Below are 24209 nucleotides of genomic sequence, written 5' to 3' on the forward strand. Positions count from 1 at the left end.
TCAGGCCGCCTTGGCTTTCGTGAGCAACTGGTCCAGCAGGACCATGGCTTCGTCGATCTCGGGGCGCGAGATCATCAGCGAGGGCGCGAAGGTGATCACGTTCTTGTAGTAGCCGCCCACGTCAAGCACCAGGCCGCGTTTCTGGCCCTGGTATTCCAGGCCGCCTTCGAGGCCGATGTCCACCATCTTGTCCAGCAGCGCCTTGTTGGGCGTGAAGCCGTCTTCGGTGCAGATCTCTGCGCGCAGCGCCAGGCCCAGGCCGTCCACGTCGCCGATTTCCTTGTGGCGCTTTTGCAGCTCCTTGAGGCCTTCGAGGAAGTAGGCGCCCGATTCGCGCACCTGGCGGCCGAAGTCCATCTCGTGGGTCATCTTCATGACTTCCAGGCCCAGGGCCGTGCCCAGCGGGTTGGAGGCGAAGGTGGAGTGGGTCGATCCCGGCGGGAAGATGGTGGGGTTGATCAGCTCCTCGCGCGCCCACAGGCCCGACAGGGCGTTGAGGCCGTTGGTCAGCGCCTTGGCGAAGACCAGCACGTCGGGCTTGACGCCGAAGTTCTCCACCGACCACAGCGTGCCGGTGCGCCAAAAGCCCATCTGGATTTCATCGACCACCATCAGCACGCCGTGGTCGTCCAGCACCTTCTTGAGGCCCTTGAAGAAGTTGGGCGGCGGCACGACGTAGCCGCCCGTGCCCTGGATGGGCTCCACGTAGAAGGCCGCGTACTCGCACTGGTTGGTCTTGGGGTCCCAGATGGCGTGGTATTCGTTCTCGAACTTGCGCGCGAATTCCCGGACGATGGAGTCCGCGTATTCCTCGGACGTCATGCCCTTGGGGCGGCGGAACGGGTAGGGGAAGGGGATGAACTGCGCGCGGTCGCCGAAGTGGCCGTAGCGGCGGCGGTAGCGGTAGCTGGAGGTGATGCTGGAGGCGCCCAGCGTGCGGCCGTGGTAGCCGCCCTCGAAGGCGAACATCAGGCTCTTGCCGCCGCTGGCATTGCGCACGACCTTGAGCGAGTCCTCGATGGCCTGGGCGCCGCCCACGTTGAAGTGCACGCGGCCGGCATGGCCCCACTTGCGCTCCGCATCCTGGGCGATGAACTTGGCCAGTTCGATCTTGGTGGGGTGCAGGTACTGGCTGGCGACCTGGGGCAGGGTCTGCAGCTGCTCGATCATCTTCTGCTCGAGGCGCTTGTTCTTGTAGCCGAAGTTCACGGCCGAATACCACATCTGCAGATCAAGGTAGGGCGTGCCGGCCTCGTCGTACATGTAGCTGCCTTCGCACCCCGAGAAGATCTTGGGCGGGTTGACGTAGTGGACGGTATCCCCGAACGAGCAGTACTTGGCTTCGTCGGCCAGAAGTTGGGCGTTATTGATCACAGCAAAGGGCTCCAGATATTCAGCCGCCGCAGTGTGAGCGGGCAATCTTGCTGCGCTGTCGAGTCTTTGTGTGGGGTTTGTGGAGGAGGCCCGCGCGGAGCCTGGATCGGCCCCTGTGACGTAAATGAGACAAAACAAATGATAATCATTATCAATTGATGGGAGAATCGCGGAAAGCCAGCAGGAACAATCACACACGGGGGGAGCAATGGTCTCGCAAGAGCACTCCGCGGACAGGTCGGCAGCTAGCCAGCAACCCTCTTTCCCCGATTCCCGCCATGGCTGTGTCTTCGCGTTCGTCTTTCCTCTCCCTCTCCTGCAATCCCTCGCGCACGCCGGTATTGCGGCACAGCCTGCTGGCCGTGGCCGTGCAGGCCGCCGTGATCGGTCTGGCCGTGCCCGGCGCCTGGGCACAGACGCAGACGCAGACTGCGGACGATGAGGCCCGGCTGATGGCACAGGCTCCCACCAAGGCGCTGGCCCAGGTCGATGTGGTCGATGCAGCCGAGCCCGTGCAGCGCACGCCCGGCGCCTCCACCACCGTCAGCGGCCCGGCGCTGGAGCAGGCCGGCAGCATGGCCGACGTGGTGCGCTACCAGCCGCTGGTCTCAGCGCCGGGCACGGCCTCGGGCACCAGCCGCAACCGCAGCAGCTTCGACCGCTCGGGCACCACGGGCTACAACATCCGCGGCATCGAGGGCAACCGCATCGGCATGGATGTGGACGGCGTCGAGATGCCCGACGCCACCACGCGCCCCTATGTGAGCCGTGTCGGCGCCAACACCTTCGGCGTGGGCCGCGACTTCATCGACCCCGAGATGTTCTCGGCCGTGGACATCCTCTCCGGCACCACCACGGCGCGGCGCGCGGCCGGTGGCATCGGCGGCTCGGTGGGCTTTCGCACCAAGTCCGCCGAGGACTACCTGGTGGGCGGCAAGACCTCCTACCTGGGCGGCAAGATCGGCCACGACACGGCCGACCGCTCCTGGAACGAGAGCTTCACGGCCGCTGGCCGCTCGGGCGACCTCGACGGCCTGATCGCCTACTCGCGCCGCGACGGCCACGAGACGCGCAACCACAGCGCCATCGTCAACAGCTATCCCGACGACTGGAACTCCAACGCGCTGCTGCTCAAGGGCGGCCTGCGCATCAACCCGGCCCACCGCCTGGTGCTGTCGGCCGACCTGTACCGCCGCAAGAACGACACCTCCTTCCACGGCTGGGACACCACCAACACCAGCATCACTGAAAGCTCACGCCAGAACAGCGACACCAGTCGCAACACGCTGCAGCTGCAGCACCTGTGGACACCGGCCGGCGCCTGGGTGGACCAGCTGGACACGCGGCTGTACTTCCAGAACACGGACACCAACGACGTCACCGACACCACCACGCTGGCCACGGGCGCCAAGGTGCACAACGTCTCCGGCAACGAGACGCGCACCTGGGGTTTCTCGAGCACGGGCGACAAGCGCATCGACCGCCACCGCCTGAGCTTTGGCGTCAATGCCTCGACCCAGGACACGGAGCGTCCCTGGGCCGTGTCCGGCAACATGAAGCCCCAGCCCGACACCACCACCCGCCGCTACGGCGCCTTCCTGCAGGACGAGATCAGCTTCCAGGCCGGTGGCCGCCGCCTGGCGCTGATTCCCGCGCTGCGCGTGGACCGCGTGGAGATCAAGACACGCGACCTGGACAACTTCGTCTCGGGCGTGCTCACGGCCGCCGATGTCCAGAAGCTCTACGGCGGCACGCGTGGCAACACCATCCTCAGCCCCAGCCTGGCCCTGGTCTATGACCTCACGCCCACGTTCAGCGCCTATGCCCAGTTCAAGCGCAGCGGGCGCGCGCCCTCGGCCGGCGAGATCTTCGGCTCGTGGAACATGGCCAGCAACTACAACACCGGCAACCAGTACGCGCTGGTCGGCAACCCCAACCTGAAGGAGGAAAGCAGCAATGCCTTCGACTTCGGCCTCAAGGGGTCGCCCACGCCGGGCGTGACCTTCAACAGCTCGGTCTTCTATACCAGGTACTCCGACTTCATCGCCTACACGCGCTACCTGCGCGCGGGCCGTCCCGACCTGTTCGTCAACGTGCCCGCCCACATCGGCACCATCTACCAGGCCGAGAACCGCGACAGCGCAAAGATCTACGGCTTCGAGGCCAGCGCGCGCCTGGACCACGGCCAGTGGATGCCCGCCGCCAGGGGCCTGTACTCCACCTGGGCGCTGGGCATCAGCCGCGGCACCTCCAAGTCCTACTACGCAGGCGACAAGGATGTGCCGCTGGACAGCGTGCTGCCGCGCAAGGCCATCGTTGGCGTGGGCTATGACGCACCGGCCCGGCAATGGGGCCTGAACCTGACCGGCACCTTCGTCGCGGGCAAGCAGGCCGTGGCCACCAACCGCGACAGCTACCAGAACGCGGGCACCGGCCTGACCGACTCGACCACCGAGCTGTTCCGCGTGCCCGGCTATGCCATCTTCGACCTGGCCGGCTACTGGCAGGTCGCAAAGAACGTGCGCCTGAACGCCGGCATCTACAACCTGGGCGACAAGCGCTACTGGGACTATTCCAGCACCCGCAGCCTGCAGCCCGGCGTGGCGCGCGACCGCCGCGACATCGAGCTGCTGAGCAACCCGGGCCGCACCTTCGCTGTGTCCATGAACGTTGCGTTCTGAGCACCCTGCGCACCATGCCATTGCATCCACGCCACCTTCACTTGCCGCGTGGCGCGGATCCGAGGAGTTTCTCCAGGGGCCGGCCGGCCTTCCCTACAGCGGCGGTGTCGGCCGGAAAGCCTCCACCACCATCGCAGCCGCCGCTGTATCTGCCTACTTCAGGAGTCGTTTCATGATCGAGTTCTCTCTGTCCCACCGCATGCTGGCCGCTGCCGGCCTGGCGGCCCTGCTCACCGCCTGCGCATCGCCCACGGCACCGTCCGCCAGCGGCCCGGCCCAGCCTGCGGGCGGGCATGGCCAGTCTGCCTTCATGGGCAGCTACGACGCCAACCGTGATGGCGTGGTCACGCGCCAGGAGTACGACACCGTGCGCAAGCAGCGCTTCCTGGCCGGCGACACCAATGGCGACGGCTGGCTCAGCGAGAAGGAGTACGTGGACGAGTTCGAGGCCCGCCTCAAGCAGCAGTACGCGGGCCGCCAGCCCGACGAGCGCTACGCCCAGTCCATGAAGCAGGCCCATGTGCGCTTCGGCATCGTGGACAGGAACCGCGACGGCAAATACACCGTGGAAGAAGACATGGCCATCGCCGAACGCAGCTTCAAGGAAGCCGACGTCAACGCCGATGGCGTCGTGGACAAGAACGACGTCAAGAAGCCCTGAGCGGACATGGCCAAAACCCCATCCAAGCGATTGGCCTGGTGGCTGCCGCTGCTGTCGGCCGTGTGCATCTCCGCCCAGGCCCACACGCCCTACCTGCTGCCCACCAGCTTCGAGGCTTCGCCCCGGGCCGTCATCAGCGTGGACGCCAGCTTTGCCGACAAGTTCTTCATCCCCGAAGTGGCTTTTGGCGAAACGCGCTTCACCGTGACGGCGCCCGACGGCTCGGTCACGCCCATGGTCGATGTGCGCCAGTTCAAGACCCGCACCGTGGCCGAGCACCAACTGCCCGACGAGAAGGGCACCTACCGCGTGAGCACCGGCCCGCGCCTGGGCGCCGTCTTCCGTTCGTGGGAGCGCAATGGCAAGGTCGAGACGGCGCGTGATCCCGCCACGCCCACGCCGGCCGATGCCAAGCTGCTGAGCCATTACCAGTCGCTGTCGGTCTCCGAGACCTACATCACGGTGGGCAAGCCCAGCCGGGCCGCACTCGCGCCCTCAGGCAAGGGCCTGGAGATCGTGCCCGTCACGCATCCCGCCGACCTGTTCGCGGGCGAGAAGTTCGACTTCACCGTGCAATACGACGGCAAGCCGCTGGCCGCGCAGAAGGTGGAAATCTTCCGCTCGGCCATGGACCTGGCCAGCCAGCACAGCGTGGATGCACTGACCACCGATGGCGAGGGCCGCATCTCCTACGCCCTGCCCAAGTCCGGCATCTACCTGGCCCTGGTGCGCTACCGCGCCGACGCCCCCGCCGGCGCCGCCGCGCCGCAGTACGGCAACAACTACACGCTGACCTTCAGGGTGCTGGCGCAGTAAGGGGTTCCGGTTTCACGAAAAAGGCCTGCCGCCACGGAGGTGCAGGCCTTTTCTCATGGGTGCAGCCCAGCCTCAGGCGATGTGCATGAAGGCTGTGCGCCTCAGCCCGTGGCCACCACCCGCAGCACTTCGGCGCCATAGGCGTCGAGCTTCTTGGCGCCCATGCCGCTGATGCCCTGCAGGTCGTCCAGCGAAGCCGGGTTGCGTTCGGCAATGGCGGCCAGCGTGGCGTCGTGGAAGATCACATAGGCCGGCAGGTTGTGCTCGCGCGCGACCTCGGCGCGCCAGGCCTTGAGGTTGATGAAGCGCACCTGGGCATCAGGCCCCAGGCTGGCGGCGGCCGCGTTGGGCTGGGTGGCGCGCTTGGAGGTGCGCGTGCGCGGCGCTGCCACGGCCTCGCGCAGCTGCACGGAGACTTCGCCGCGCAGCACGGCGCGCGAGCCATCGGCCAGGCACAGGGTGTCGAAGCTGTGGCCGCTGTTCTCGCTGGTGATCTTGTGCAGGCCCAGGGCGCCCGTGGCCAGCAGCTGGCGCATCACGCCGCGCAGCTGGGGCTCGCTGTAGTCCTTGCCCAGGCCGAAGGTGGAGATCTTGTCGTGTCCGTACTGGCGCACCTTCTCGGTGTCCTTGCCGCGCAGCACGTCCATGATGTGGCCCGCGCCAAAGGTCAGCTGGCTGGCCTCGTGCACGCGGTAGATGGTGGACAGCAGCTTGCGCGCGGCCTCCGTGCCATCCCACAGGGCCGGGGGCTCCATGCAGTTGTCGCAGTTGCCGCAGGCGGTCTTTGCCACGCGCTGCAGCGGCCTGCCTTCAAGGTCCGTCTCTGCGTCTTCTCCCGGTGCGCCCAGGCCGTACTGCTCGCCGAAGTAGGCCAGCAGCCGCACGCGGCGGCAGTCCGTGGCCTCGGCCAGGCCCAGCAGGGCATCGAGCTTGCCGCGCATGACCTGCTTGAAGGTGTCCTCGGCCGGGCTTTCGTCGATCATGCGGCGCTGGTTGACCACGTCGGACAGGCCGTAGGCCATCCAGGCATCGGCGGGCAGCCCGTCGCGGCCTGCGCGGCCGGTTTCCTGGTAGTAGCCCTCGATGTTCTTGGGCATGTCCACGTGGGCCACGAAGCGCACATCGGGCTTGTTGATGCCCATGCCGAAGGCGATGGTGGCCACGATGACGATGCCGTCCTCGCGCAGAAAGCGGTCCTGGTGCAGCTGGCGCGTCTCAAAGGGCAGGCCCGCGTGGTAGGGCAGGGCGGGCACGCCGGCCTGGCTCAGCGTCTGGGCCAGCTCCTCCACGCGCTTGCGCGACTGGCAATAGACCACGCCGGCCTCGCCCTCGTGCTCGCGCTCGATGAAGCGCAGCAGCTGGTTGCTGACGTCCTTCTTCTCGGCGATGCGGTATCGGATGTTGGGGCGGTCGAAGCTGCTGACGAAGTGCCGTGCGCTCTCCAGCTGCAGCCGCTCGACGATGTCGGCGCGCGTCAGCGCGTCGGCCGTGGCCGTGAGCGCAATGCGCGGCACGCCCGCATAGCGTTCGTGCAGCACGCTCAGCGCGCGGTACTCGGGCCGGAAGTCATGGCCCCACTGGCTCACGCAGTGCGCCTCGTCGATGGCGAACAGCGACAGCTTGCCCTGGGCATGCAGGTCGTCGAGCAGGCCCAGGAAGCGCGGCGTGTTCAGGCGCTCGGGCGCGGCATACAGCAATGTGATGTCGCCGCTTTGCAGGCGCCATTCGACTTCCTGCGTCTCGTCATAGGACAGCGTGGAGTTCAGGTAGGCGGCGCTGACACCGGCCTCGTGCAGCGCGCCCACCTGGTCGTGCATGAGCGCGATCAGCGGCGACACCACCACCGCCACGCCGTGGCCCTGCTGCTGGCGCACGATGGCCGGCACCTGGTAGCACAGGCTCTTGCCGCCACCCGTGGGCATGAGCACCAGCGCATCGCCGCCGGCGACCACGTGCGAGACGATGGCTTCCTGCGGACCGCGGAATTGTTCGTAGCCGAACACGGCTTGCAGGACGGAATGCGCGGCGGACAACGGGGACTTCTTTCGGCAGAGGCGGCTGGCGCGGGAGGGAGCGGGATGCGGGCGCTTCCCGCAAAAAATGCGCTGCGGCCCGAAGGCCGCAACAGCCGCCATTTTGCGCCCCCTCGCAAGGTCCAGGGAAGACCTGGGGTTTGAGCCGCTCTGCATCAACGGCCTTTTCCGGGCGCGAGGGTGCCATTTTCAGATTTCTCCTAGCCACCCGCTGCTGCATTCAGCTGCCGCCCAGCACCCCACGCGCAATGATGCTGCGCTGCACTTCGGACGAGCCCTCGTAGATGCGCAGGATGCGTGCATCGCGCACCAGGCGCTCCAGCGGCATTTCGCGCGTGTAGCCGTAGCCGCCGTGGATCTGCAGGGCTTCGTCGGTGACGAAGCCCACCATTTCGGACGCATGGAGCTTGGCCATGGCCGAGTGCTGGGTGAACGGCTGGCCGGCCTGGCGCAAGGCCAGGGCCTGCATGGTCAGTGCCCACGATGCCTCCAGGCGCAGCTTCATGTCGGCCAGCTTCCACTGGATGCCCTGTTTCGTGGCCAGCGGCTCGCCGCCGACCAGGCGCTGATTGGCCCATTGCGCGGCGGCGGCCAGGGCGGCCTCGGCCACGCCCAGGGCGGTGGCCGCCACGTCCAGGCGGCTGTTGTCCAGCACCTTCATGGCCGTCTTGAAGCCTGTGCCCTCGGCGCCCAGCCGGTGGCTGGCAGGCACGCGCACGCCGTCCAGCGATACCTCGAAGGCATGGCCGCCGCGGATGCCCATGAGTTTTTCGGGCGCCGAGATCTGGATGCCGGGCAGATCGCGCGGCACGATGAAGGCGCTGACGCCGCGCGCGCCGGCCTCCATGTCGGTCTTGGCGAAGACCACCATGAAGCGTGCCTCGGCGGCGTTGGAGATGAAGTGCTTGACGCCCGTGATCAGATAGTCGTCCCCATCGCGCACGGCGCGCGTGCGCATGTCGGCCGGGTGCGAGCCGCCGCGCGGCTCGGTCAGCGCAAAGGCGGCCAGCCATTGGCCGCTGGCGCAGCGCGGCAGCCACTGCTGGCGCTGGGCGTCGTCGCCGCCGATGAGTACGGCGTCCGTGCCCAGGTAGTGGGCGCCGATCATGGACGAGGTGGCCGCGCAGGCGCGTGAGATGGCCACCAGGGACAGCAGCATGGCCGTGGGCGTGACGCCGGGGCCGCCCAGGGCCTCGGGCAGGTTCATGCCCATCACGCCCAGGGCTGCCAGGCCCGGCACATGGCAGGTGGCGGACAGTGCCTCTTCGTCCATGCGCTGCGCCAGCGGGGCGAGTGCGTCGTCGGCAAATCGGGCCACGGCATCGGCAATGGCGTGGTCGTCGGCGGTAGTGCCCAGTCGTTGGAAGTTCATGTCGGTTGCTCAATGTGATGGGGAAGAGGGGACTGCGCCTGCGGTGCCCAGGGCACCGGATGCGCGCAGCGCGGCAATGGCTTCGGCTCCCCGGCCCAGCCACTGCGAGAGCAGGGCCTCGGTGTGCTCGCCCAGGGCCGGTGCGCGCTCGGCGCGGTTGGGTGCGGCGCCGCTGAAATGCACGGGCTGGGTGGGCAGGCGCAGGCCGGGCAGGCGCGGGTCCTGCACCGCGCCGAGCAGGCCGCGTGCCTGGCTCTGGGGCGACTCCAGCGCCTGGGCAATGTTCCAGATGGGGGCGGCGGGCACGCCGGCCGCATCCAGCGCGGCCACCACCTGCGCCACTTCATGCCGGCCGGCCCAGGCCTCGATGGCCTCGCGCAGCGCGGGTTCGTGGGCCGAGCGTGATTCGTCGCTGGCAAAGCGCGGGTCGCCGGCCAGGCTGCCCAGTTCCATGGCCTGCAGGGCGGCGGCGAACAGCTTGTTGTTGAGCACGGCCAGCGCGAAGTGGCCGTCGCCTGCGCGGTACACGCCGAACGGCGCGGACAGCGGATGGCGGTTGCCTACGCGGCGCGCGGGCCGGCCCGTGAACAGGTAGCGCGCCACCGAGGTGGCCAGAAAGCTCAGCGTGGTGTCGAACATGGCCACGTCCACCTGCTGGCCCTGTCCCGTGGCGCGGGCCTGCAGCAGCGCGGCCAGCGTGGCCCAGGAGGCGAACAGGCCGGCCACCACGTCGCTGACGGCCTCGCCCACGACGGTGGGCGCGCCATCGGGCTCGCCCGTGGCCTCCATGAGGCCGCTCATGGCCTGCACGATGATGTCGTAGGCCGGCCGGTGGGCCAGCGGCCCGGTCTGGCCGAAGCCCGAGACGCTGACGTAGACCAGGCGAGGATTGAGCGCCCGCAACTGGCTTTCGCCTATGCCCAGGCGCTCGGCCACGCCGGGGCGGAAGTTCTCCACCACCACGTCGGCCTGGGCCGCCATCTCGTGGACCAGGGCCACGGCCTCGGGGTGCTTGAGGTCCAGCACCAGGCTTTGCTTGTTGCGGTTCATCACCGTGAACAGCGCGCTTTCGCCGTTGTTCATGGGGCCGATGGCGCGGTAGTCGTCGCCCTGCGGCGGCTCGATCTTGACGACCTCGGCGCCCAGGTCGGCCAGCAGGGCCGTGGACAGCGGCCCTGCCAGCACGCGCGTGAAGTCGAGAATGCGCACGCCGTCCAGCGGGCGGGCGGTGAGGGGGGTGGACTCGGTCATGGGTGCAGCCTTGGACGGGTGGTCTATGGCTGCATGCTGGCGCGTGATTGAATCAATGGAAAATATTCATTCCTGATTCACTGCATTCAAAAAGATGATCCAAATCAGCCTGCGCCAGCTGGAGTATTTCGTGGCCGCCGCACGCCATGGCAGCACGGCGCGCGCGGCCGAGGCCATCGGCGTGTCCCAGCCGTCCATCTCCAAGGCGATTGCCGACCTGGAGGCGCTGTGGGGCGAGGCGCTGTTCGTGCGCCGCCATGCCAGGGGGCTGGATCTCACGGCGGCCGGCGCGGTGCGCAGCCGCGAGGCCCAGGCGCTGCTGGACGGCGCACGCAGCCTGCAGGGGCCGCGCACGGCGGCGATGGCGGGCGTGCTGCGCCTGGGCTTTCTGAGCACGCTGGGCGCGCGCTGGGTGCCGGCCCTGCTGGCGCAGATGCAGCGCCTGCACCCCGGCATTGCGCTGGAGCTGGTGGAGGGCGATATCGCCTCGCTCACGCAGCAGGTGGAGCGCGGCGAGCTCGATGCGGCCCTGCAGTACGACACGGGCCTGGCGCGTCCCCGCATGGAGCTGCTGCCCGTGGCGGCGCTGCCGCCCTATGTGCTGCTGCCGCAGCGCCATGCGCTGGCGGCCAGGACCAGCGTGGGGCTGGCCGAGGTGGCCCGCTACCCGCTGGTGCTGATCAACCTGCCGCACAGCCGCGAGTATTTCCTGTCGCTGTTCCGCGAGGCCGGCGTGACGCCGCTGGTGGCCCATGAGTTCGCCTCCATCGAAATGCTGCGCTCCATGGTGGCCAATGGCCACGGCCTGAGCGTGCTGACCACGCGGCCGGTGGTGGACCGCGCCCACGATGGCCAGCGCCTGGCCTGCCGCCGCATCCGGGGCCGCGTGGCCCCCCAGGGCGTGGTGCTGGCCGTGCCGGCGGGCAATGCCTCGCCGCTGATTGCACCGTTCTTGAAGGTGGCACGTGCCGTGATTGCACCGTAGCGGCGCGCAGCCCCGTGGCATGCACCACGGTGGTGAGGTGCTACCCGGGATTTTCCCCAGGTTGTATGGACAAGCTTGGTTGGCACGGCATTTGCTGTTGCTCTCTGTGTTGATCGCAGGTAGATGCAGGATGCTCGCTCCATCACCGGTTTGCCGGGTAATCCTGTATATACATGTCCGGTCGGCAAAAACACACTTCGGGCTCCCGCACTGGTCTGCCTGCGGACCCCGAAACTGCCATCGCCAACTTGCTTTCCCGACCGAGGAGTGCCACATGAGTTCGATCCCCACGTTCCGCCGCCTGCCCCTGGGGCCGCTGGCCGCCGCCCTCTGCCTTGCCGCCGCACTGCAGCCCGCTGCCGCGCAGGAGACCAAGATCACCCTGGGCATGTCGGGCTGGACCGGCTTCGCGCCGCTGACCCTGGCCGACAAGGCCGGCATCTTCAAGAAGAACGGCCTGGCGGTGGACCTGAAGATGATTCCGCAGAAGGACCGCCACCTGGCCCTGGCCTCGGGCGCCATCCAGTGCGCGGCCACCACCATCGAGACGCATGTGGCCTGGAACACCAACGGCGTGCCCATCGTGCAGATCTTCCAGATGGACAAGTCCTATGGCGCCGACGGCATCGCCGTGCGCAATGACGTCAAGGGCTTTGCCGACCTCAAGGGCAAGACGGTGGCCGTGAGCGCGCCGGGCACGGCGCCGTACTTCGGCCTGGCCTGGATGCTGCACAAGAACGGCATGACCATGAAGGATGTGAAGACCGTCTCGCTGGAGCCCCAGCCCGCGGCCCAGGCCTTCGTGGCCGGCCAGAACGATGCGGCCATGAGCTACGAGCCCTACCTGTCCACCATCCGCGCCAATCCGGCCGCGGGCAAGATCCTGGCCACCACCATCGACTACCCCATGGTCATGGACACGGTGGGCTGCGATCCCAAGTGGCTCAAGGCGAACACGGCCGCCGCCAAGGCGCTGGCCCAGTCGTACTTCGATGCGGTGGCCATGATCGAGGCCGACAAGGCCAAGTCCTTCGAGATCATGGGCGCGGCCGTCAAGCAGGGTGGCGAGCAGTTCGGCAAGTCGGCCTCCTACCTCAAGTGGTCCGACAAGGAAGCCAACCAGAAATTCTTCGCCAACGAGCTGGTGCCGTTCATGAAGGAGTCGGCCGTGATCCTCAAGGAGGCCGGCATCATCCGCTCCATCCCCGAGAACTATGGCGTGATGTACGACGCCAGCTTCATCCAGTAAGCCCGCCAGGGGATGACCATGCAAGCCGCATCCACTTCCGCAGTCCAGCCGGCTAACAAGCCCATGACCCACGCCACACCGCACGCTCCCGCGCCCGCCGCGGCGCCAGCCCCCGTCCGCCGCCGCCGCATGGCGCCGCTGGAGCCCGTCAGCCCCACGGCCAAGTGGGTGCTGGGTGTGGCCTTCTTCGTGCTGTTCTTTCTCGTCTGGGCGGCTGTGACGCTGGGCGGCTTCGTCTCCCCGACCTTCCTGGCCAGCCCCATGACCATGGCGCGCGAGGGCGTGCTGCTGTTCACCGAGTACGGCTTCCTGCACGACATCGGCATGACGGTATGGCGCGTGATGGGCGGCTTCATCCTGGCCTCCGTCGTGGCCGTGCCGCTGGGCATTGCCATGGGCGCTTGGAAGCCGGTCGAGGCCTTCTTCGAGCCCTTTGTCTCGTTCTGCCGCTACCTGCCGGCCTCGGCCTTCATCCCGCTGCTGATCCTGTGGGCCGGCGTGGGCGAGACGCAGAAGCTGCTGGTCATCTTCATCGGCTCGGTGTTCCAGATCACGCTGATGGTGGCCGTCACCGTGGGCGGCGCGCGCAAGGACCTGGTGGAGGCCGCCTACACGCTGGGCGCCTCCAACACCGGCGTGGTGCGCCGCGTGCTGATCCCGGGCGCCGCGCCCGGCATTGCCGAGACGCTGCGCCTGGTGCTGGGCTGGGCCTGGACCTATGTGATCGTGGCCGAGCTGATCGGCTCGTCCTCGGGCATCGGCCACATGATCACCGACAGCCAGGCGCTGCTGAACACGGGCCAGATCATCTTCGGCATCATCGTGATCGGCCTCATCGGCCTGGTGTCCGATTTCATCTTCAAATCTCTGAACCGTCGCATGTTCGAGTGGAGCACCCTGTGATGAATCTGCTGTCCATTCAAGGTGTTTCGCGCACCTTCACCAGCCACAAGGGCACGAGCACGCAGGCCTTGCTGCCTGTGGATTTCGAGGTCCGCGAGAACGACTTCGTCACCATCCTCGGCCCCTCGGGCTGCGGCAAGTCCACCATGCTGCGCATTGCGGCGGGGCTGGATTTCCCGACCACGGGCCAGGTGCTGCTGGACGGCCGCGCCGTGGACGGGCCGGGCGCCGATCGGGGCATGGTGTTCCAGAGCTACACGCTGTTTCCGTGGCTGACCGTGGCCCAGAACATCCGCTTCGGCCTGCGCGAGAAGGGCGTGAGCGAGGCGCTGCAAAAGGAGCGCAGCGACTACTTCATCGCCAAGGTGGGGCTGCGCGGCTTCGAGAACCACTTTCCCAAGCAGCTGTCGGGCGGCATGCAGCAGCGCACGGCCATTGCGCGCGCGCTGGCCAACGATCCCAAGATCCTGCTCATGGACGAGCCCTTCGGCGCCCTCGACAACCAGACCCGCGTGCTCATGCAGGAGCTGCTGCTGGGCATCTGGGAGGCCGAGCGCAAGACCGTGATGTTCGTCACCCACGACATCGACGAGGCCATCTTCATGGCCAACCGCGTGGCCGTGTTCAGCGCGCGCCCGGGCCGCATCAAGGCCGATATTCCCGTGAACCTGCCGCATCCGCGCCACTACACGGTCAAGACCTCGCCCGAGTTCATGGAGCTGAAAGCCCGGCTGACCGAAGAGATTCGCGCAGAGTCGCTGGCCGCTGCTGCACACTGACGCTTTTCCATGACCACTGCCCACACCATGTCTTCGCGTTCCACGGCTTCCCGACTTTCCGCAACGACGGCGGAGGTGCCCATGGCCCTGTACCAGCAGGTCAAGGACCATGTGCTGCGCAAGATCGCCGATGGCTCGCTGTCGGCCGGCGAGCGCGTGCCGTCCGAGCAGGAGCTGGTGCAGGAGTTCGGCGTGGCCCGCATGACGGCCAACCGCGCGCTGCGCGAGCTGGCCGAGCAGGGCGTGATCGTGCGCGTGGCCGGCGTGGGCTCCTTCGTGGCCGAGGAAAAGCCGCAGTCCACGCTGCTGCGCATCGCCAACATCGCCGAGGAGATCCGCCAGCGCGGGCATGACCACCGCTTCGAGCTGATCAGCGTGCGCCGCGAGTCGGCCTCGCCCGAGGCGGCGGCCTCGCTGCAGCTGTCTGCGGGCAGCTCGGTGTTCCACCTGCAGGGCGTGCACTTCGAGAACGACGTGCCCGTGCAGCTGGAAGACCGCCATGTGAACCCGCGCATGGCGCCGGACTTCATGGAGCAGGACTTCTCGCTGATCCAGCCTTCGGTGTATCTGGTGCGCAACGTGCCCTTCGACCAGATCGAGCATGTGGTGGACGCCATGCTGCCCACGCCCGAGCAGGCGCGCTGGCTGCAGATGGACGCCGACCAGCCCTGCCTGACGCTGACGCGCCGCACCTGGTACCTGGGCACGCCCGTGACCTGGGTGCACTGCGTGCATCCGGGCATGCGCTACCGGCTGGGCAGCCGCTTTCGCACCGACGGCGGATCGCACGACGGCTGAGGCCTGAAAGGCGGGGTTCCCGCTCTTGCGCTGTTCCGCTTCGATTGATATTGTATAGACAGGCATAGACATCCATCCCGGCACACCCTCCCAGACACCGACAGGGCATCACCATGAACACCATCACGACTCCCGGCCTCACCTCTCGTCCCGGCACCGCGCTGACGCTGCAGCCCGGCCAGGTCAGCCTGGCCCAGCTGCGGGCCATCCAGCAGGGCGGCGTGCGCCTGTCCATGGCGGCGCCCGCCTACGAGCGCATGCGCGCCGCCCAGGCCCATGTGCAGCACATCGTGGATGAGGACCAGGTCGTCTATGGCATCAACACCGGCTTCGGCAAGCTGGCCTCCACCAAGATCGCCCATGACCGCCTGGCAGAGCTGCAGCGCAACCTGGTGCTGTCGCACAGCGTGGGCACGGGCGATCCGCTGCCTGACGCCGTGGTGCGCCTGGTGCTGGCCACCAAGGCCGTGAGCCTGGCGCGCGGCCACTCGGGCGTGCGCCCCGAGCTGGTCGATGCGCTGCTGGCCCTGGCCAATGCCGACGTGCTGCCCGTGATCCCCGCCAAGGGCTCGGTGGGCGCCTCGGGCGACCTGGCGCCGCTGTCGCACCTGGCCTGCGTGCTGATCGGCGAAGGCCAGGCCAAGATCGATGGACAGGTGGTGTCCGGCACCGAGGCCATGCGCCACGTGGGCCTGGAGCCCTTCGTGCTCGGCCCCAAGGAAGGGCTGGCCCTGCTCAACGGCACCCAGGTATCCACGGCGCTGGCCCTGGTGGGCCTTTTCCAGGGCGAGAGCGTGTTCGCCGCCGGCCTGGTGGCAGGCTGCCTGACGCTGGAGGCCATCAAGGGCTCGGTCAAGCCGTTTGACGCCCGCATCCATGAGGCGCGCGGCCAGCTCGGCCAGATCGCCGTGGCCGCCGCCGTGCGCGAGCTGCTGGACGGCAGCGCCATCGACACCTCCCACCCCCACTGCGGCCGCGTGCAGGATCCGTACTCCATCCGCTGCGTGCCCCAGGTCATGGGCGCCTGCCTGGACAACCTCAGCCATGCGGCCCGCGTGCTGGTGATCGAGGCCAACGCCGCCTCGGACAACCCGCTGGTCTTCGACAACGGCGACGTGATCTCGGGGGGCAACTTCCACGCCGAGCCCGTGGCCTTCGCGGCCGACATCATCGCCCTGGCCCTGGCCGAGATCGGCGCCATCTCCGAGCGCCGCATGGCCCTGCTGCTGGACACCGGCCTGTCGGGCCTGCCGGCCTTCCTGATTGCCGACAGCGGCGTGAACTCGGGCTTCATGATCGCCCAGGTCACGGCCGCTGCCCTGGCTGCCGAGAACCAGTGCCTGGCCCATCCCAGCAGCGTCACCAGCCTGCCCACCTCGGCCAACCAGGAAGACCATGTCTCCATGGCCACCTACGGCGCGCGGCGCCTGGGCGAGATGGCGCGCAACACCGCCGTCATCGTGGGCGTGGAAGCCATGGCCGCCGCCCAGGGCATGGACTTCGACCGCAGCCTGAACAGCTCCGAGCTGATCGAGGCGCAGTACGCGCTGATCCGCAGCCAGGTTCCCCATCTCGACCGTGACCGCTACCTGGCACCCGACATCGAAACCATGCGCCAGTGGGCGCTTGCCACGGACTGGCCCCAGGCCATCGTCCGCCACCTGCCCAGCCACCAGGCTGCCTGAACCCCGCAACCGCTCACCCCCCGCATCCAGGAGATCGCCATGAACGCCAACGACGCCATCCTCAACGCCAACGCTGCCACGGCTGCCACCAATCCCCGCTATGACGCCAGCCGCGTCATCCGCGCCCCGCGCGGCAGCGAACTGCACTGCAAGAACTGGCTGGCCGAGGCCGCCTACCGCATGCTGCAGAACAACCTGGACCCCGACGTGGCCGAGAACCCCAAGGCCCTGGTGGTCTACGGCGGCATCGGCCGCGCGGCGCGCAACTGGGAGTGCTATGACCAGATCCTGGAGTCGCTGAAAAAGCTGGAGGCCGACGAGTCGCTGCTGATCCAGTCGGGCAAGCCCGTGGGCGTGTTCAAGACGCACGAGAACGCACCGCGCGTGCTGCTGGCCAACTCCAACCTCGTGCCCCAGTGGGCCAACTGGGAGCACTTCAACGAGCTCGACCAGAAGGGCCTGTTCATGTACGGCCAGATGACGGCCGGCAGCTGGATCTACATCGGCGCCCAGGGCATCGTGCAGGGCACGTTCGAGACCTTCGTCGAGGCCGGCCGCCAGCACTACAACAACGACCTCACGGGCAAGTGGATTCTCACGGCGGGCCTGGGCGGCATGGGCGGTGCCCAGCCCCTGGCCGGCGTGCTGGCTGGCGCCTGCGTGCTGGCCATCGAATGCCAGCAAAGCAGCATCGACTTCCGCCTGCGCACGCGCTACCTGGACAAGCAGGCGCGCGACATCGACCACGCGCTGGAACTCATCGCCCAGCACACGGCTGCGGGCGAGGCCATCTCCATCGGCCTGCTGGGCAATGCCGCCGAAATCCTGCCCGAGCTGGTGCGCCGCGCAAAGGCCGGCGGCGCCCGTCCTGACATCGTGACCGACCAGACCTCCGCCCATGACCTGATCAACGGCTACCTGCCCGTGGGCTGGACCGTGGACGAGTGGCGTGCCGCCGCCGCCGACCCGTCGCGCCATGCCCAGCTCAAGGCCGCCGCCGCCCAGGGCTGCGCCCAGCACGTGCAGGCCATGCTGGACTTCCAGGCCATGGGCATTCCCACGGTGGACTACGGCAACAACATCCGCCAGGTGGCCCTGGACCAGGGCGTGAAGAACGCCTTCGACTTCCCCGGCTTCGTGCCCGCCTACATCCGGCCGCTGTTCTGCGAGGGCAAGGGCCCGTTCCGCTGGGTGGCCCTGTCCGGCGACCCCGAGGACATCTACAAGACCGACGCCAAGATCAAGGAACTGTTCCCCGACAACAAGCACACCCACCGCTGGCTGGACATGGCGCGCGAGCGCATCAGCTTCCAGGGCCTGCCCGCGCGCATCTGCTGGCTGGGACTGGGCGAGCGCCACAAGGCGGCCCTGGCCTTCAACGAGATGGTGAAGAACGGCGAACTCAAGGCCCCCATCGCGATCGGCCGCGACCACCTGGACTGCGGCTCCGTGGCCAGCCCCAACCGCGAGACCGAATCCATGAAGGACGGCACGGACGCCGTCAGCGACTGGCCGCTGCTCAACGCCCTGCTCAACACCGCAGGCGGCGCCACCTGGGTCAGCCTGCACCACGGCGGCGGAGTGGGCATGGGCTACTCCCAGCATGCGGGCGTGGTCATCGTGGCCGACGGCACGGACGAGGCCGCCGCCCGCCTGGGCCGCGTGCTCTGGAACGATCCGGCCACCGGCGTCATGCGCCATGCCGACGCGGGCTACGACATTGCCGTGGCTGCGGCCAAGCGCCATCAGCTGAACCTGCCCATGGTCAAGTGAGCCGCTTGCAGGACACCACGGCAATGCAGCGTTTCGACCTGAACCAGATCGCCGCCAGCCCCTGGAAGAACGGGGGCGGCAGCACGCGCGAGATCGCCTGCTGGCCGCCCGGGGCGGGCATGGAGGCTTTCGGCTGGCGCATCAGCGTGGCCACCATCGACCAGCCCGGCCCGTTCTCGGCCTTTGCGGGCGTGGACCGGCAGATCATGCTGCTCGATGGCGACGGCGTGCACCTGCGCGGCGAAGGCATCGACCATGTGCTGGACGCGCGCTGGCAGCCGTTTGCCTTCTCCGGCGATGTGGCGCTGGGCTGCTCGCTGCTGGGCGGCACTTCCACCGACTTCAACGTGATGGCGCGGCGCGGCCGGTGGCGGGCGCAGGTCCAGGTGCTGGACAGCGCTGCCGACGCCGGCCGCGCCGACGCCGGCCTGTGCATGGTGCTGCAGGGCAACTGGCAGGCGGATGGCGCTGCGCTCATCCCCGGCCAGGGCCTGTGGTGGAGCGCGCAGCAGCCCGACCCGCAGCAGCTGGTGCCGCAGACCGACGACGCGCGGCTGGTGCAGGTGCTGCTGCAAGCCTGCTGACGACCCACGACATCCAAGGAATCCCCCCCATGACCGAGCCCCACGCACCCGCTTCTGCATCCGCTTCCGCACTCGCTCCATCCTCTTCGGCCGACGGCTGCTGGCAGAACCTGCGTCTGGCGCCTGACATGTTCGAGGCCGGCCAGGCCGTGGGTGACGGGGAGGATGCCTGCATCGTGGTGCAGCAGGGCCGCGTGGCCTGGGTGGGGCCGCAGCAGGCCCTGCCGCCCGCATATGCGTCCCTGCCGCGCCATGACGGCCAGGGCATGCTGGCCACGCCGGGCCTGGTCGATTGCCACACCCACCTGGTCTATGGCGGCGAGCGCGCCAACGAATTCGCCATGCGCCTGGACGGCGCCAGCTACGAGGAAGTGGCACGCGCCGGCGGCGGCATCGTCTCCAGCGTGCGTGCCACGCGCGAGGCCAGCGAGGACGAGCTGTTCGCCCAGGCCCTGCCGCGCCTGCAGCAGCTGCTGGACGAGGGCGTCTGCGCCATCGAGATCAAGTCGGGCTACGGCCTGGCGCTGGAGCACGAGCGCAAGCAGCTGCGCGTGGCCCGGCGCCTGGGCCAGGCCCTGGGCGTGACCGTGCGCACCACCTTCCTGGGCGCGCATGCGCTGCCGCCCGAGTACGCAGGGCGCAGCCAGGACTACATCGACCTCGTCGCCGGCACCATGCTGCCCGCGCTGGCGGCCGAGGGCCTGGTCGATGCGGTCGATGTGTTCTGCGAGCGCATCGCCTTCTCGCTGGCCGAGACCGAGCAGGTCTTCCAGGCCGCACGCCGCCTGGGCCTGCCCGTCAAGCTGCATGCCGAGCAGCTGTCGAACATGGAGGGGGCGGCCCTCGCGGCCCGCTATGGCGCGCTGTCGTGCGACCACATCGAGCACCTGTCCGAATCCGGCATTGCCGCCATGCGCGGCGCGGGTTCCGTGGCCGTGCTGCTGCCCGGCGCCTACTACACGCTGCGCGACACCCACATGCCGCCCATCGCGGGCCTGCGCGCCGCGGGCGTTCCCATGGCCGTCTCTACCGATCACAATCCGGGCACCTCCCCCTGCCTGAGCCTTTTGCTCATGGCCAACATGGCCTGCACCCTGTTCCGGCTCACCGTGCCCGAGGCCCTGGCGGGCATCACCCGCCATGCCGCGCGCGCCCTGGGCCTGCAGGACGAGCATGGCCTGATCGCGGCCGGCCGTCCCGCCCACTTCGTGCTCTGGCCCGTGCGCCATGCGGCCGAGCTGGCCTACTGGTTCGGCAACCGGCCGGACTGCACCATCGTGCGCCAGGGCCGCATCGTGCGGACCCGCAGGCAGGGGAGCCACTGAAAGCCTGCTCATGTCCCATGCACTGTTTCTCGATGAATTGATTTCCACCCTGGGCGCCGAAGTGGCGCAGCGCGGCGACGATGCGCCCGCGCGCTACTACACCGACTGGAGCGGCACGCCGCCCCAGCGCCCGCTGGCCCTGGTGCGCCCGCGCAGCACCGACGAGGTCAGCGCGCTCATGCGCCTGTGCACAGCCCACCGCGTGCCTGTCGTGCCCCAGGGCGGGCTCACGGGCCTGGCCGGCGCGGCCGTGCCCGTGGCGGGTGCCGTGGCCGTCTCCATGGAGCGAATGAACGCCATCGAGGACGTGAACGCGCGCACCGCGCTGATGACCGTGCAGGCCGGCGCCACGCTGCAGGCCGTGCAGGAGGCGGCCGTGGCCGCAGGCATGGTCTTCGGCGTGGACCTGGGCGCGCGCGGCAGCTGCCAGATCGGAGGCAACGTGGCCACCAATGCGGGCGGCAACGGCGTGCTGCAGCACGGCATGATGCGCGAGCAGGTGCTGGGCCTGGAGGTGGTGCTGGCCGACGGCACGGTGCTGCCCATGCTGCGCCCCATGCTCAAGAACAACACGGGCTACGACCTCAAGCAGTTCTTCATCGGCTCGGAGGGCACGCTGGGCATCGTCACGCGCGTGCTGCTGCGCCTGCGCCCCGCGCCCCAGGCCCGCGCCACGGCCCTGGTGGCCGTGTCGGACTTCGATGCGGCGCTGTCCGTGCTCGCGCGCATGCAATCGCGCTTTGGCAACGGCGTGGCGGCCTTCGAGCTGATGTGGGACAGCTTCATCCAGGCCTCCATCCGCTGGCAGAAGCTGCAGCCGCCGTTTGGCCAGGCGCATGCGCTGCTGGCCCTGATCGATGTGGACGGCAAGGACGAGGCCACGCTGCGCGCCGACGTGGAAGAGGCCCTGGGCGAGGCCATGGAGGCCGGCGAGGTGGCCGATGCCGTCATCGCCCAGTCCGTGGCACAGGCGCGCCAGCTGTGGAAGCTGCGCGAGGCGCCGGCCGAGCTCAACACGAACATGCATCCGCCCGTCAACTTCGACGTCAGCCTGCCCCAGGCCGACATCGGCCGCTTCGCCGATGCCTGCCGCGCCGCGTTCGACGCGCGCTGGCCCGGCCACCACTCGCTGTTCTTCGGCCATGTGGGCGACGGCAACCTGCATGTCTCGGTGGACGGTGCCACCGCCAACGGCGACTGCGAAGGCGTCGAGGCCGCGCTGTACCACCTGATCGGCGAGTTCGGCGGCAGCGTCTCGGCCGAGCACGGCATCGGCCTGCACAAGAAGCCCTATCTCGGCGCCAGCCGCACGCCGGCCGAACTGGCCGTGATGCGCGCCATCAAGCAGGCGCTGGACCCCCTGCATCTGTTCAACCCCGGCAAGGTATTCGACCTATGAACGCTCCCGCCATCCACGCGATCCACACCCTGGCACGCCCCGAAGTGCCGCCGCTGCCGCCGTACAACGCAGGCCTGTCCTCCGAGGCCGTGCGGGCGCGCTACGGCGTCACCGAGATCGCGCGGCTGGCGAGCAACGAGAACCCCTTTGGCGCCAGCCCCGCCGTGGCCCGCGCCCTGGCCGACCTGGCCCTGCATGTGGGCACCTATCCCGATGCGCAATGCACGGCGCTGCGCGCGGCCATCGCGGCGCGCACCGGCGTGCCGGCCGAGGCCATTGCCGTGGGCAACGGTTCCGAGGACATCCTGCAGATGCTGTGCCAGGCGTTTCTCTCGCCCGGCGACCGCGTGCTCACCCAGCGCCCGGCCTTCGGCCTGCACGAGATCTACCCGCGCATGATGGGCGCCCGCGTCGAGCTGCTGGAGCTGACGCCCGCGCTGGGCTTCGATGTCGATGCCTGGTGCCAGGCGCTGGCGCGCGGCCCCAAGATCGCCATGCTGGCCAATCCCTCCAATCCCGTGGGCTGCATGTTCAGCGCCGGGGATTTCGCGCGCCTGCTGGACGCCACGCCGCCGCAGACCCTGCTGGTGGTGGACGAGGCCTACTACGAGTACGCCCTGCACGCCGACGGCTACCCCGACGTGCTGGCCCTGCTGCGCGGCCGCGCCATGCCCTGGATCGTGCTGCGCACCTTCTCCAAGGCCTGGGGCCTGGCAGGCCTGCGCGTGGGCTACGGCCTGGCCAGCGACGCGGCCCTGGTGCAACTGCTGGACCGCGTGCGCACGCCCTTCAACGTCAACCAGGCCGCCCAGGCGGCGGCGCTGGCGGCCTGGGGCGACGAGGACTTCATGCAGCGCGGCGTGGCCGAGACCGTGCGCCTGCGCGATGTGCTGGCGCAGCGGCTGGCCGCCCTGCCTTCACTGCCCGCACTTCGGATGGCGCCTTCGGCCGCCAACTTCCTGTTCATCGACATCGGCCGCCCCAACGGCCCCGTGAACGAGGCGCTGCTGGCCCGGGGCATCATCACCAAGCCCTGGAAGGAGCCGGGCTTCGAGCACTTCATCCGCGTCTCCGTGGGCACGGAGGCCGACAACGCTCGCTTCGTGCGCGCGCTGGCCGAGATCCTGGAGGCCGGGCAATGAGCGGCATCGACCCGACACCCGACAGCCGCACGCTGTTCGCCGAGCACGCGCTGCTGCCCACGGGCTGGGCGCGCAATGTGCTGCTGCGCTGGGATGGCGCAGGAAGCCTGCAGGCCGTACAGGCCGACGCCCCGCCCGGCAACGCGCCGCGCGCGCCCGGCCCCGTGCTGCCCGGCATGCCCAACCTGCACTCGCATGCCTTCCAGCGCGCCTTTGCAGGCCTGACCGAATACCGCGCCGAGGCCCAGGACAGCTTCTGGAGCTGGCGCGACCTCATGTACCGCTTTGCCGCGCGCATCACGCCCGAGTCGCTGGAGGCCATCGCCACCTGGCTGTACGTGGAGATGCTGGAGGCCGGCTACACCTCGGTCTGCGAATTCCACTACGTGCACCACGACCGGGATGGCCGGCCCTATGCCGACGACGCCACGCTGTCCCTGGCCCTGCTGCGCGCCGCGCGCAAGGCCGGCATGGGCATCACCCTGCTGCCCGTGCTCTACCAGACCAGCGGCTTCGGCGGCAAGCCGCCGCGCGCCGACCAGGCGCGCTTCATCCGCAGCACCGACAACATGCTGGCCCTGCTGCAGCGCCTGCTGCCCGAGGCCCGTGCCCAGGGCGCGGCCCTGGGCCTGGCGCCGCACTCGCTGCGCGCCGTGCCGCCCGACAGCCTGCGCGTGGCCGTGGAGGGCCTGACGGCGCTGGACGCGCGCGCGCCCATCCACATCCACATTGCCGAGCAGACACAGGAGGTGGACGACTGCCTGGCCTGGAGCGGCCAGCGCCCCGTGCAATGGCTGCTGGAGCATGCCCCCGTGGACGCACGCTGGTGCCTGGTCCACGCCACCCACATGACGCCCGGTGAATACGCGGGCGCCGCGCGCAGCGGCGCCGTGGCCGGCATCTGCCCCACCACCGAGGCCAACCTGGGCGATGGCATCTTCGACATGCCGCAATGGCTGGGCCACGGCGGCGCCTGGGGCGTGGGCTCGGACAGCCATGCCTGCGTCAACGCGGCCGAGGAACTGCTGATGCTCGAATACAGCCAGCGCCTGTCGCTGCGCCAGCGCAATGTGCTGGCAGGCCCCGACCCGCAGGTGGGCACCGCGCTGTGGACCGCCGCCGTGCAGGGCGGCGCCCAGGCCGCAGGCCGCCCCGTGGCCGGGCTGGCCGTGGGCCAGCAGGCCGACTTCCTGGCGCTGGATGCAGGCCATGTGGCACTGGCCGGCCTGCCGGTGCAGGCCATGGTCTCGGCCCATGTCTTCGGCAGCCACCGCAGCAGCGCCCTGCACAGCCTCTGGGTGGGCGGCGAGCGCCGCGTGCAGGCTGGACGGCATGCGCTGCACGAGGCGGCAGCCCATGGCTTTGTCGCGGCCCGCACGGCCACCCTGCAATCCTGAGG

At 69.0% G+C, this 24209-nt stretch carries 19 protein-coding genes; 15 read left to right on the forward strand and 4 right to left on the reverse strand.

Annotated features, from left to right (window positions below; translation table 11 throughout):
- On the reverse strand, positions 1-1374 hold the full coding sequence (locus IB269_RS24945; RefSeq protein WP_034397609.1) for an aspartate aminotransferase family protein: 1374 nt from the start codon (positions 1372-1374) through the stop codon (positions 1-3).
- A gap of 278 nt (positions 1375-1652) precedes the next feature.
- On the opposite strand from IB269_RS24945, the gene IB269_RS24950 reads away from it, so the two are divergent.
- The 3 genes from IB269_RS24950 to IB269_RS24960 all read left to right on the forward strand — a co-directional run bounded on the left by IB269_RS24950 (position 1653) and on the right by IB269_RS24960 (position 5532).
- A complete protein-coding gene (locus tag IB269_RS24950; protein ID WP_192368597.1) occupies positions 1653-4055 on the forward strand; it encodes a TonB-dependent hemoglobin/transferrin/lactoferrin family receptor in 2403 nt (800 codons plus the stop codon).
- Between the two features lie 172 nt (positions 4056-4227).
- Positions 4228-4716, forward strand: a complete 489-nt coding sequence (locus IB269_RS24955) for a hypothetical protein (protein ID WP_012202078.1) — start codon at positions 4228-4230, stop codon at positions 4714-4716.
- 6 nt (positions 4717-4722) lie between these two features.
- Complete coding sequence (locus IB269_RS24960) at positions 4723-5532, forward strand: DUF4198 domain-containing protein (protein ID WP_180318486.1); 810 nt, start codon at positions 4723-4725, stop codon at positions 5530-5532.
- Between the two features lie 101 nt (positions 5533-5633).
- Here the strand turns inward: IB269_RS24960 and IB269_RS24965 are convergent, their stop codons facing one another.
- The 3 genes from IB269_RS24965 to IB269_RS24975 form a co-directional block, all read right to left on the reverse strand.
- A complete protein-coding gene (locus IB269_RS24965) occupies positions 5634-7565 on the reverse strand; it encodes a RecQ family ATP-dependent DNA helicase (RefSeq protein WP_192368598.1) in 1932 nt (643 codons plus the stop codon).
- A 220-nt stretch (positions 7566-7785) separates the two neighbouring features.
- On the reverse strand, positions 7786-8937 hold the full coding sequence (locus IB269_RS24970; RefSeq protein ID WP_192368599.1) for an acyl-CoA dehydrogenase family protein: 1152 nt from the start codon (positions 8935-8937) through the stop codon (positions 7786-7788).
- A gap of 9 nt (positions 8938-8946) precedes the next feature.
- The gene (locus IB269_RS24975) at positions 8947-10188 is read right to left on the reverse strand and encodes a CaiB/BaiF CoA transferase family protein (RefSeq protein WP_192368600.1); all 1242 of its coding nucleotides are present in this window, start codon (positions 10186-10188) and stop codon (positions 8947-8949) included.
- A gap of 94 nt (positions 10189-10282) precedes the next feature.
- On the opposite strand from IB269_RS24975, the gene IB269_RS24980 reads away from it, so the two are divergent.
- From IB269_RS24980 to IB269_RS25035, 12 genes are all read left to right on the forward strand, one after another.
- Positions 10283-11173 carry a LysR substrate-binding domain-containing protein gene (locus IB269_RS24980; protein ID WP_034397621.1) on the forward strand — a complete coding sequence of 297 codons (891 nt, stop codon included), beginning with the start codon at positions 10283-10285 and terminating at the stop codon, positions 11171-11173.
- Positions 11174-11447: 274 nt separating this feature from the next.
- Positions 11448-12422 carry an ABC transporter substrate-binding protein gene (locus tag IB269_RS24985; RefSeq protein ID WP_192368601.1) on the forward strand — a complete coding sequence of 325 codons (975 nt, stop codon included), beginning with the start codon at positions 11448-11450 and terminating at the stop codon, positions 12420-12422.
- A gap of 18 nt (positions 12423-12440) precedes the next feature.
- Entirely contained in the window at positions 12441-13325 is an 885-nt protein-coding gene (locus IB269_RS24990) for an ABC transporter permease (protein WP_016447378.1), read from the forward strand.
- Complete coding sequence (locus tag IB269_RS24995; protein WP_012202086.1) at positions 13325-14104, forward strand: ABC transporter ATP-binding protein; 780 nt, start codon at positions 13325-13327, stop codon at positions 14102-14104. Before IB269_RS24990 ends, IB269_RS24995 begins: the two co-directional genes overlap by 1 nt.
- 27 nt (positions 14105-14131) lie before the next feature.
- On the forward strand, positions 14132-14902 hold the full coding sequence (hutC, locus tag IB269_RS25000) for a histidine utilization repressor (RefSeq protein ID WP_049801468.1): 771 nt from the start codon (positions 14132-14134) through the stop codon (positions 14900-14902).
- A gap of 113 nt (positions 14903-15015) precedes the next feature.
- The gene (hutH, locus tag IB269_RS25005; RefSeq protein ID WP_088166481.1) at positions 15016-16587 is read left to right on the forward strand and encodes a histidine ammonia-lyase; all 1572 of its coding nucleotides are present in this window, start codon (positions 15016-15018) and stop codon (positions 16585-16587) included.
- 39 nt (positions 16588-16626) lie between these two features.
- Positions 16627-18360 carry a urocanate hydratase gene (gene hutU / locus IB269_RS25010; protein WP_192368602.1) on the forward strand — a complete coding sequence of 578 codons (1734 nt, stop codon included), beginning with the start codon at positions 16627-16629 and terminating at the stop codon, positions 18358-18360.
- Between the two features lie 23 nt (positions 18361-18383).
- Positions 18384-18944: a HutD family protein gene (locus IB269_RS25015; protein WP_043783094.1), complete on the forward strand. Its 561-nt coding sequence runs from the start codon at positions 18384-18386 to the stop codon at positions 18942-18944.
- Positions 18945-18973: 29 nt separating this feature from the next.
- A complete protein-coding gene (hutI, locus tag IB269_RS25020) occupies positions 18974-20269 on the forward strand; it encodes an imidazolonepropionase (protein ID WP_043823309.1) in 1296 nt (431 codons plus the stop codon).
- 10 nt (positions 20270-20279) lie between these two features.
- Positions 20280-21668, forward strand: a complete 1389-nt coding sequence (locus IB269_RS25025; RefSeq protein ID WP_192368603.1) for an FAD-binding oxidoreductase — start codon at positions 20280-20282, stop codon at positions 21666-21668.
- Positions 21665-22810, forward strand: coding sequence for a histidinol-phosphate transaminase (locus IB269_RS25030; RefSeq protein ID WP_192368604.1), 1146 nt, complete (start codon positions 21665-21667; stop codon positions 22808-22810). The genes IB269_RS25025 and IB269_RS25030 overlap by 4 nt, the downstream gene beginning before the upstream one ends.
- Positions 22807-24207, forward strand: a complete 1401-nt coding sequence (locus IB269_RS25035; RefSeq protein ID WP_192368605.1) for a formimidoylglutamate deiminase — start codon at positions 22807-22809, stop codon at positions 24205-24207. The genes IB269_RS25030 and IB269_RS25035 overlap by 4 nt, the downstream gene beginning before the upstream one ends.
- The last annotated feature ends 2 nt before the right edge of the window (positions 24208-24209 follow it).

The organism is Delftia sp. DLF01 (assembly GCF_014852125.1).
In the GTDB taxonomy this organism is placed as follows: Bacteria; Pseudomonadota; Gammaproteobacteria; order Burkholderiales; family Burkholderiaceae_C; genus Comamonas; species Comamonas acidovorans.

Coding starts and splice junctions, on each gene's coding strand:
- IB269_RS24950 (WP_192368597.1), top strand. CDS start 1,653: ATGGCTGTGTCTTCGCGTTCGTCTTTCCTCTCCCTCTCCTGCAATCCC.
- IB269_RS24955 (WP_012202078.1), top strand. CDS start 4,228: ATGATCGAGTTCTCTCTGTCCCACCGCATGCTGGCCGCTGCCGGCCTG.
- IB269_RS24960 (WP_180318486.1), top strand. CDS start 4,723: ATGGCCAAAACCCCATCCAAGCGATTGGCCTGGTGGCTGCCGCTGCTG.
- IB269_RS24970 (WP_192368599.1), bottom strand. CDS start 8,937: ATGAACTTCCAACGACTGGGCACTACCGCCGACGACCACGCCATTGCC.
- IB269_RS24975 (WP_192368600.1), bottom strand. CDS start 10,188: ATGACCGAGTCCACCCCCCTCACCGCCCGCCCGCTGGACGGCGTGCGC.
- IB269_RS24980 (WP_034397621.1), top strand. CDS start 10,283: ATGATCCAAATCAGCCTGCGCCAGCTGGAGTATTTCGTGGCCGCCGCA.
- IB269_RS24985 (WP_192368601.1), top strand. CDS start 11,448: ATGAGTTCGATCCCCACGTTCCGCCGCCTGCCCCTGGGGCCGCTGGCC.
- IB269_RS24990 (WP_016447378.1), top strand. CDS start 12,441: ATGCAAGCCGCATCCACTTCCGCAGTCCAGCCGGCTAACAAGCCCATG.
- IB269_RS24995 (WP_012202086.1), top strand. CDS start 13,325: ATGAATCTGCTGTCCATTCAAGGTGTTTCGCGCACCTTCACCAGCCAC.
- hutC (WP_049801468.1), top strand. CDS start 14,132: ATGTCTTCGCGTTCCACGGCTTCCCGACTTTCCGCAACGACGGCGGAG.
- hutH (WP_088166481.1), top strand. CDS start 15,016: ATGAACACCATCACGACTCCCGGCCTCACCTCTCGTCCCGGCACCGCG.
- hutU (WP_192368602.1), top strand. CDS start 16,627: ATGAACGCCAACGACGCCATCCTCAACGCCAACGCTGCCACGGCTGCC.
- IB269_RS25015 (WP_043783094.1), top strand. CDS start 18,384: ATGCAGCGTTTCGACCTGAACCAGATCGCCGCCAGCCCCTGGAAGAAC.
- hutI (WP_043823309.1), top strand. CDS start 18,974: ATGACCGAGCCCCACGCACCCGCTTCTGCATCCGCTTCCGCACTCGCT.
- IB269_RS25025 (WP_192368603.1), top strand. CDS start 20,280: ATGTCCCATGCACTGTTTCTCGATGAATTGATTTCCACCCTGGGCGCC.
- IB269_RS25030 (WP_192368604.1), top strand. CDS start 21,665: ATGAACGCTCCCGCCATCCACGCGATCCACACCCTGGCACGCCCCGAA.
- IB269_RS25035 (WP_192368605.1), top strand. CDS start 22,807: ATGAGCGGCATCGACCCGACACCCGACAGCCGCACGCTGTTCGCCGAG.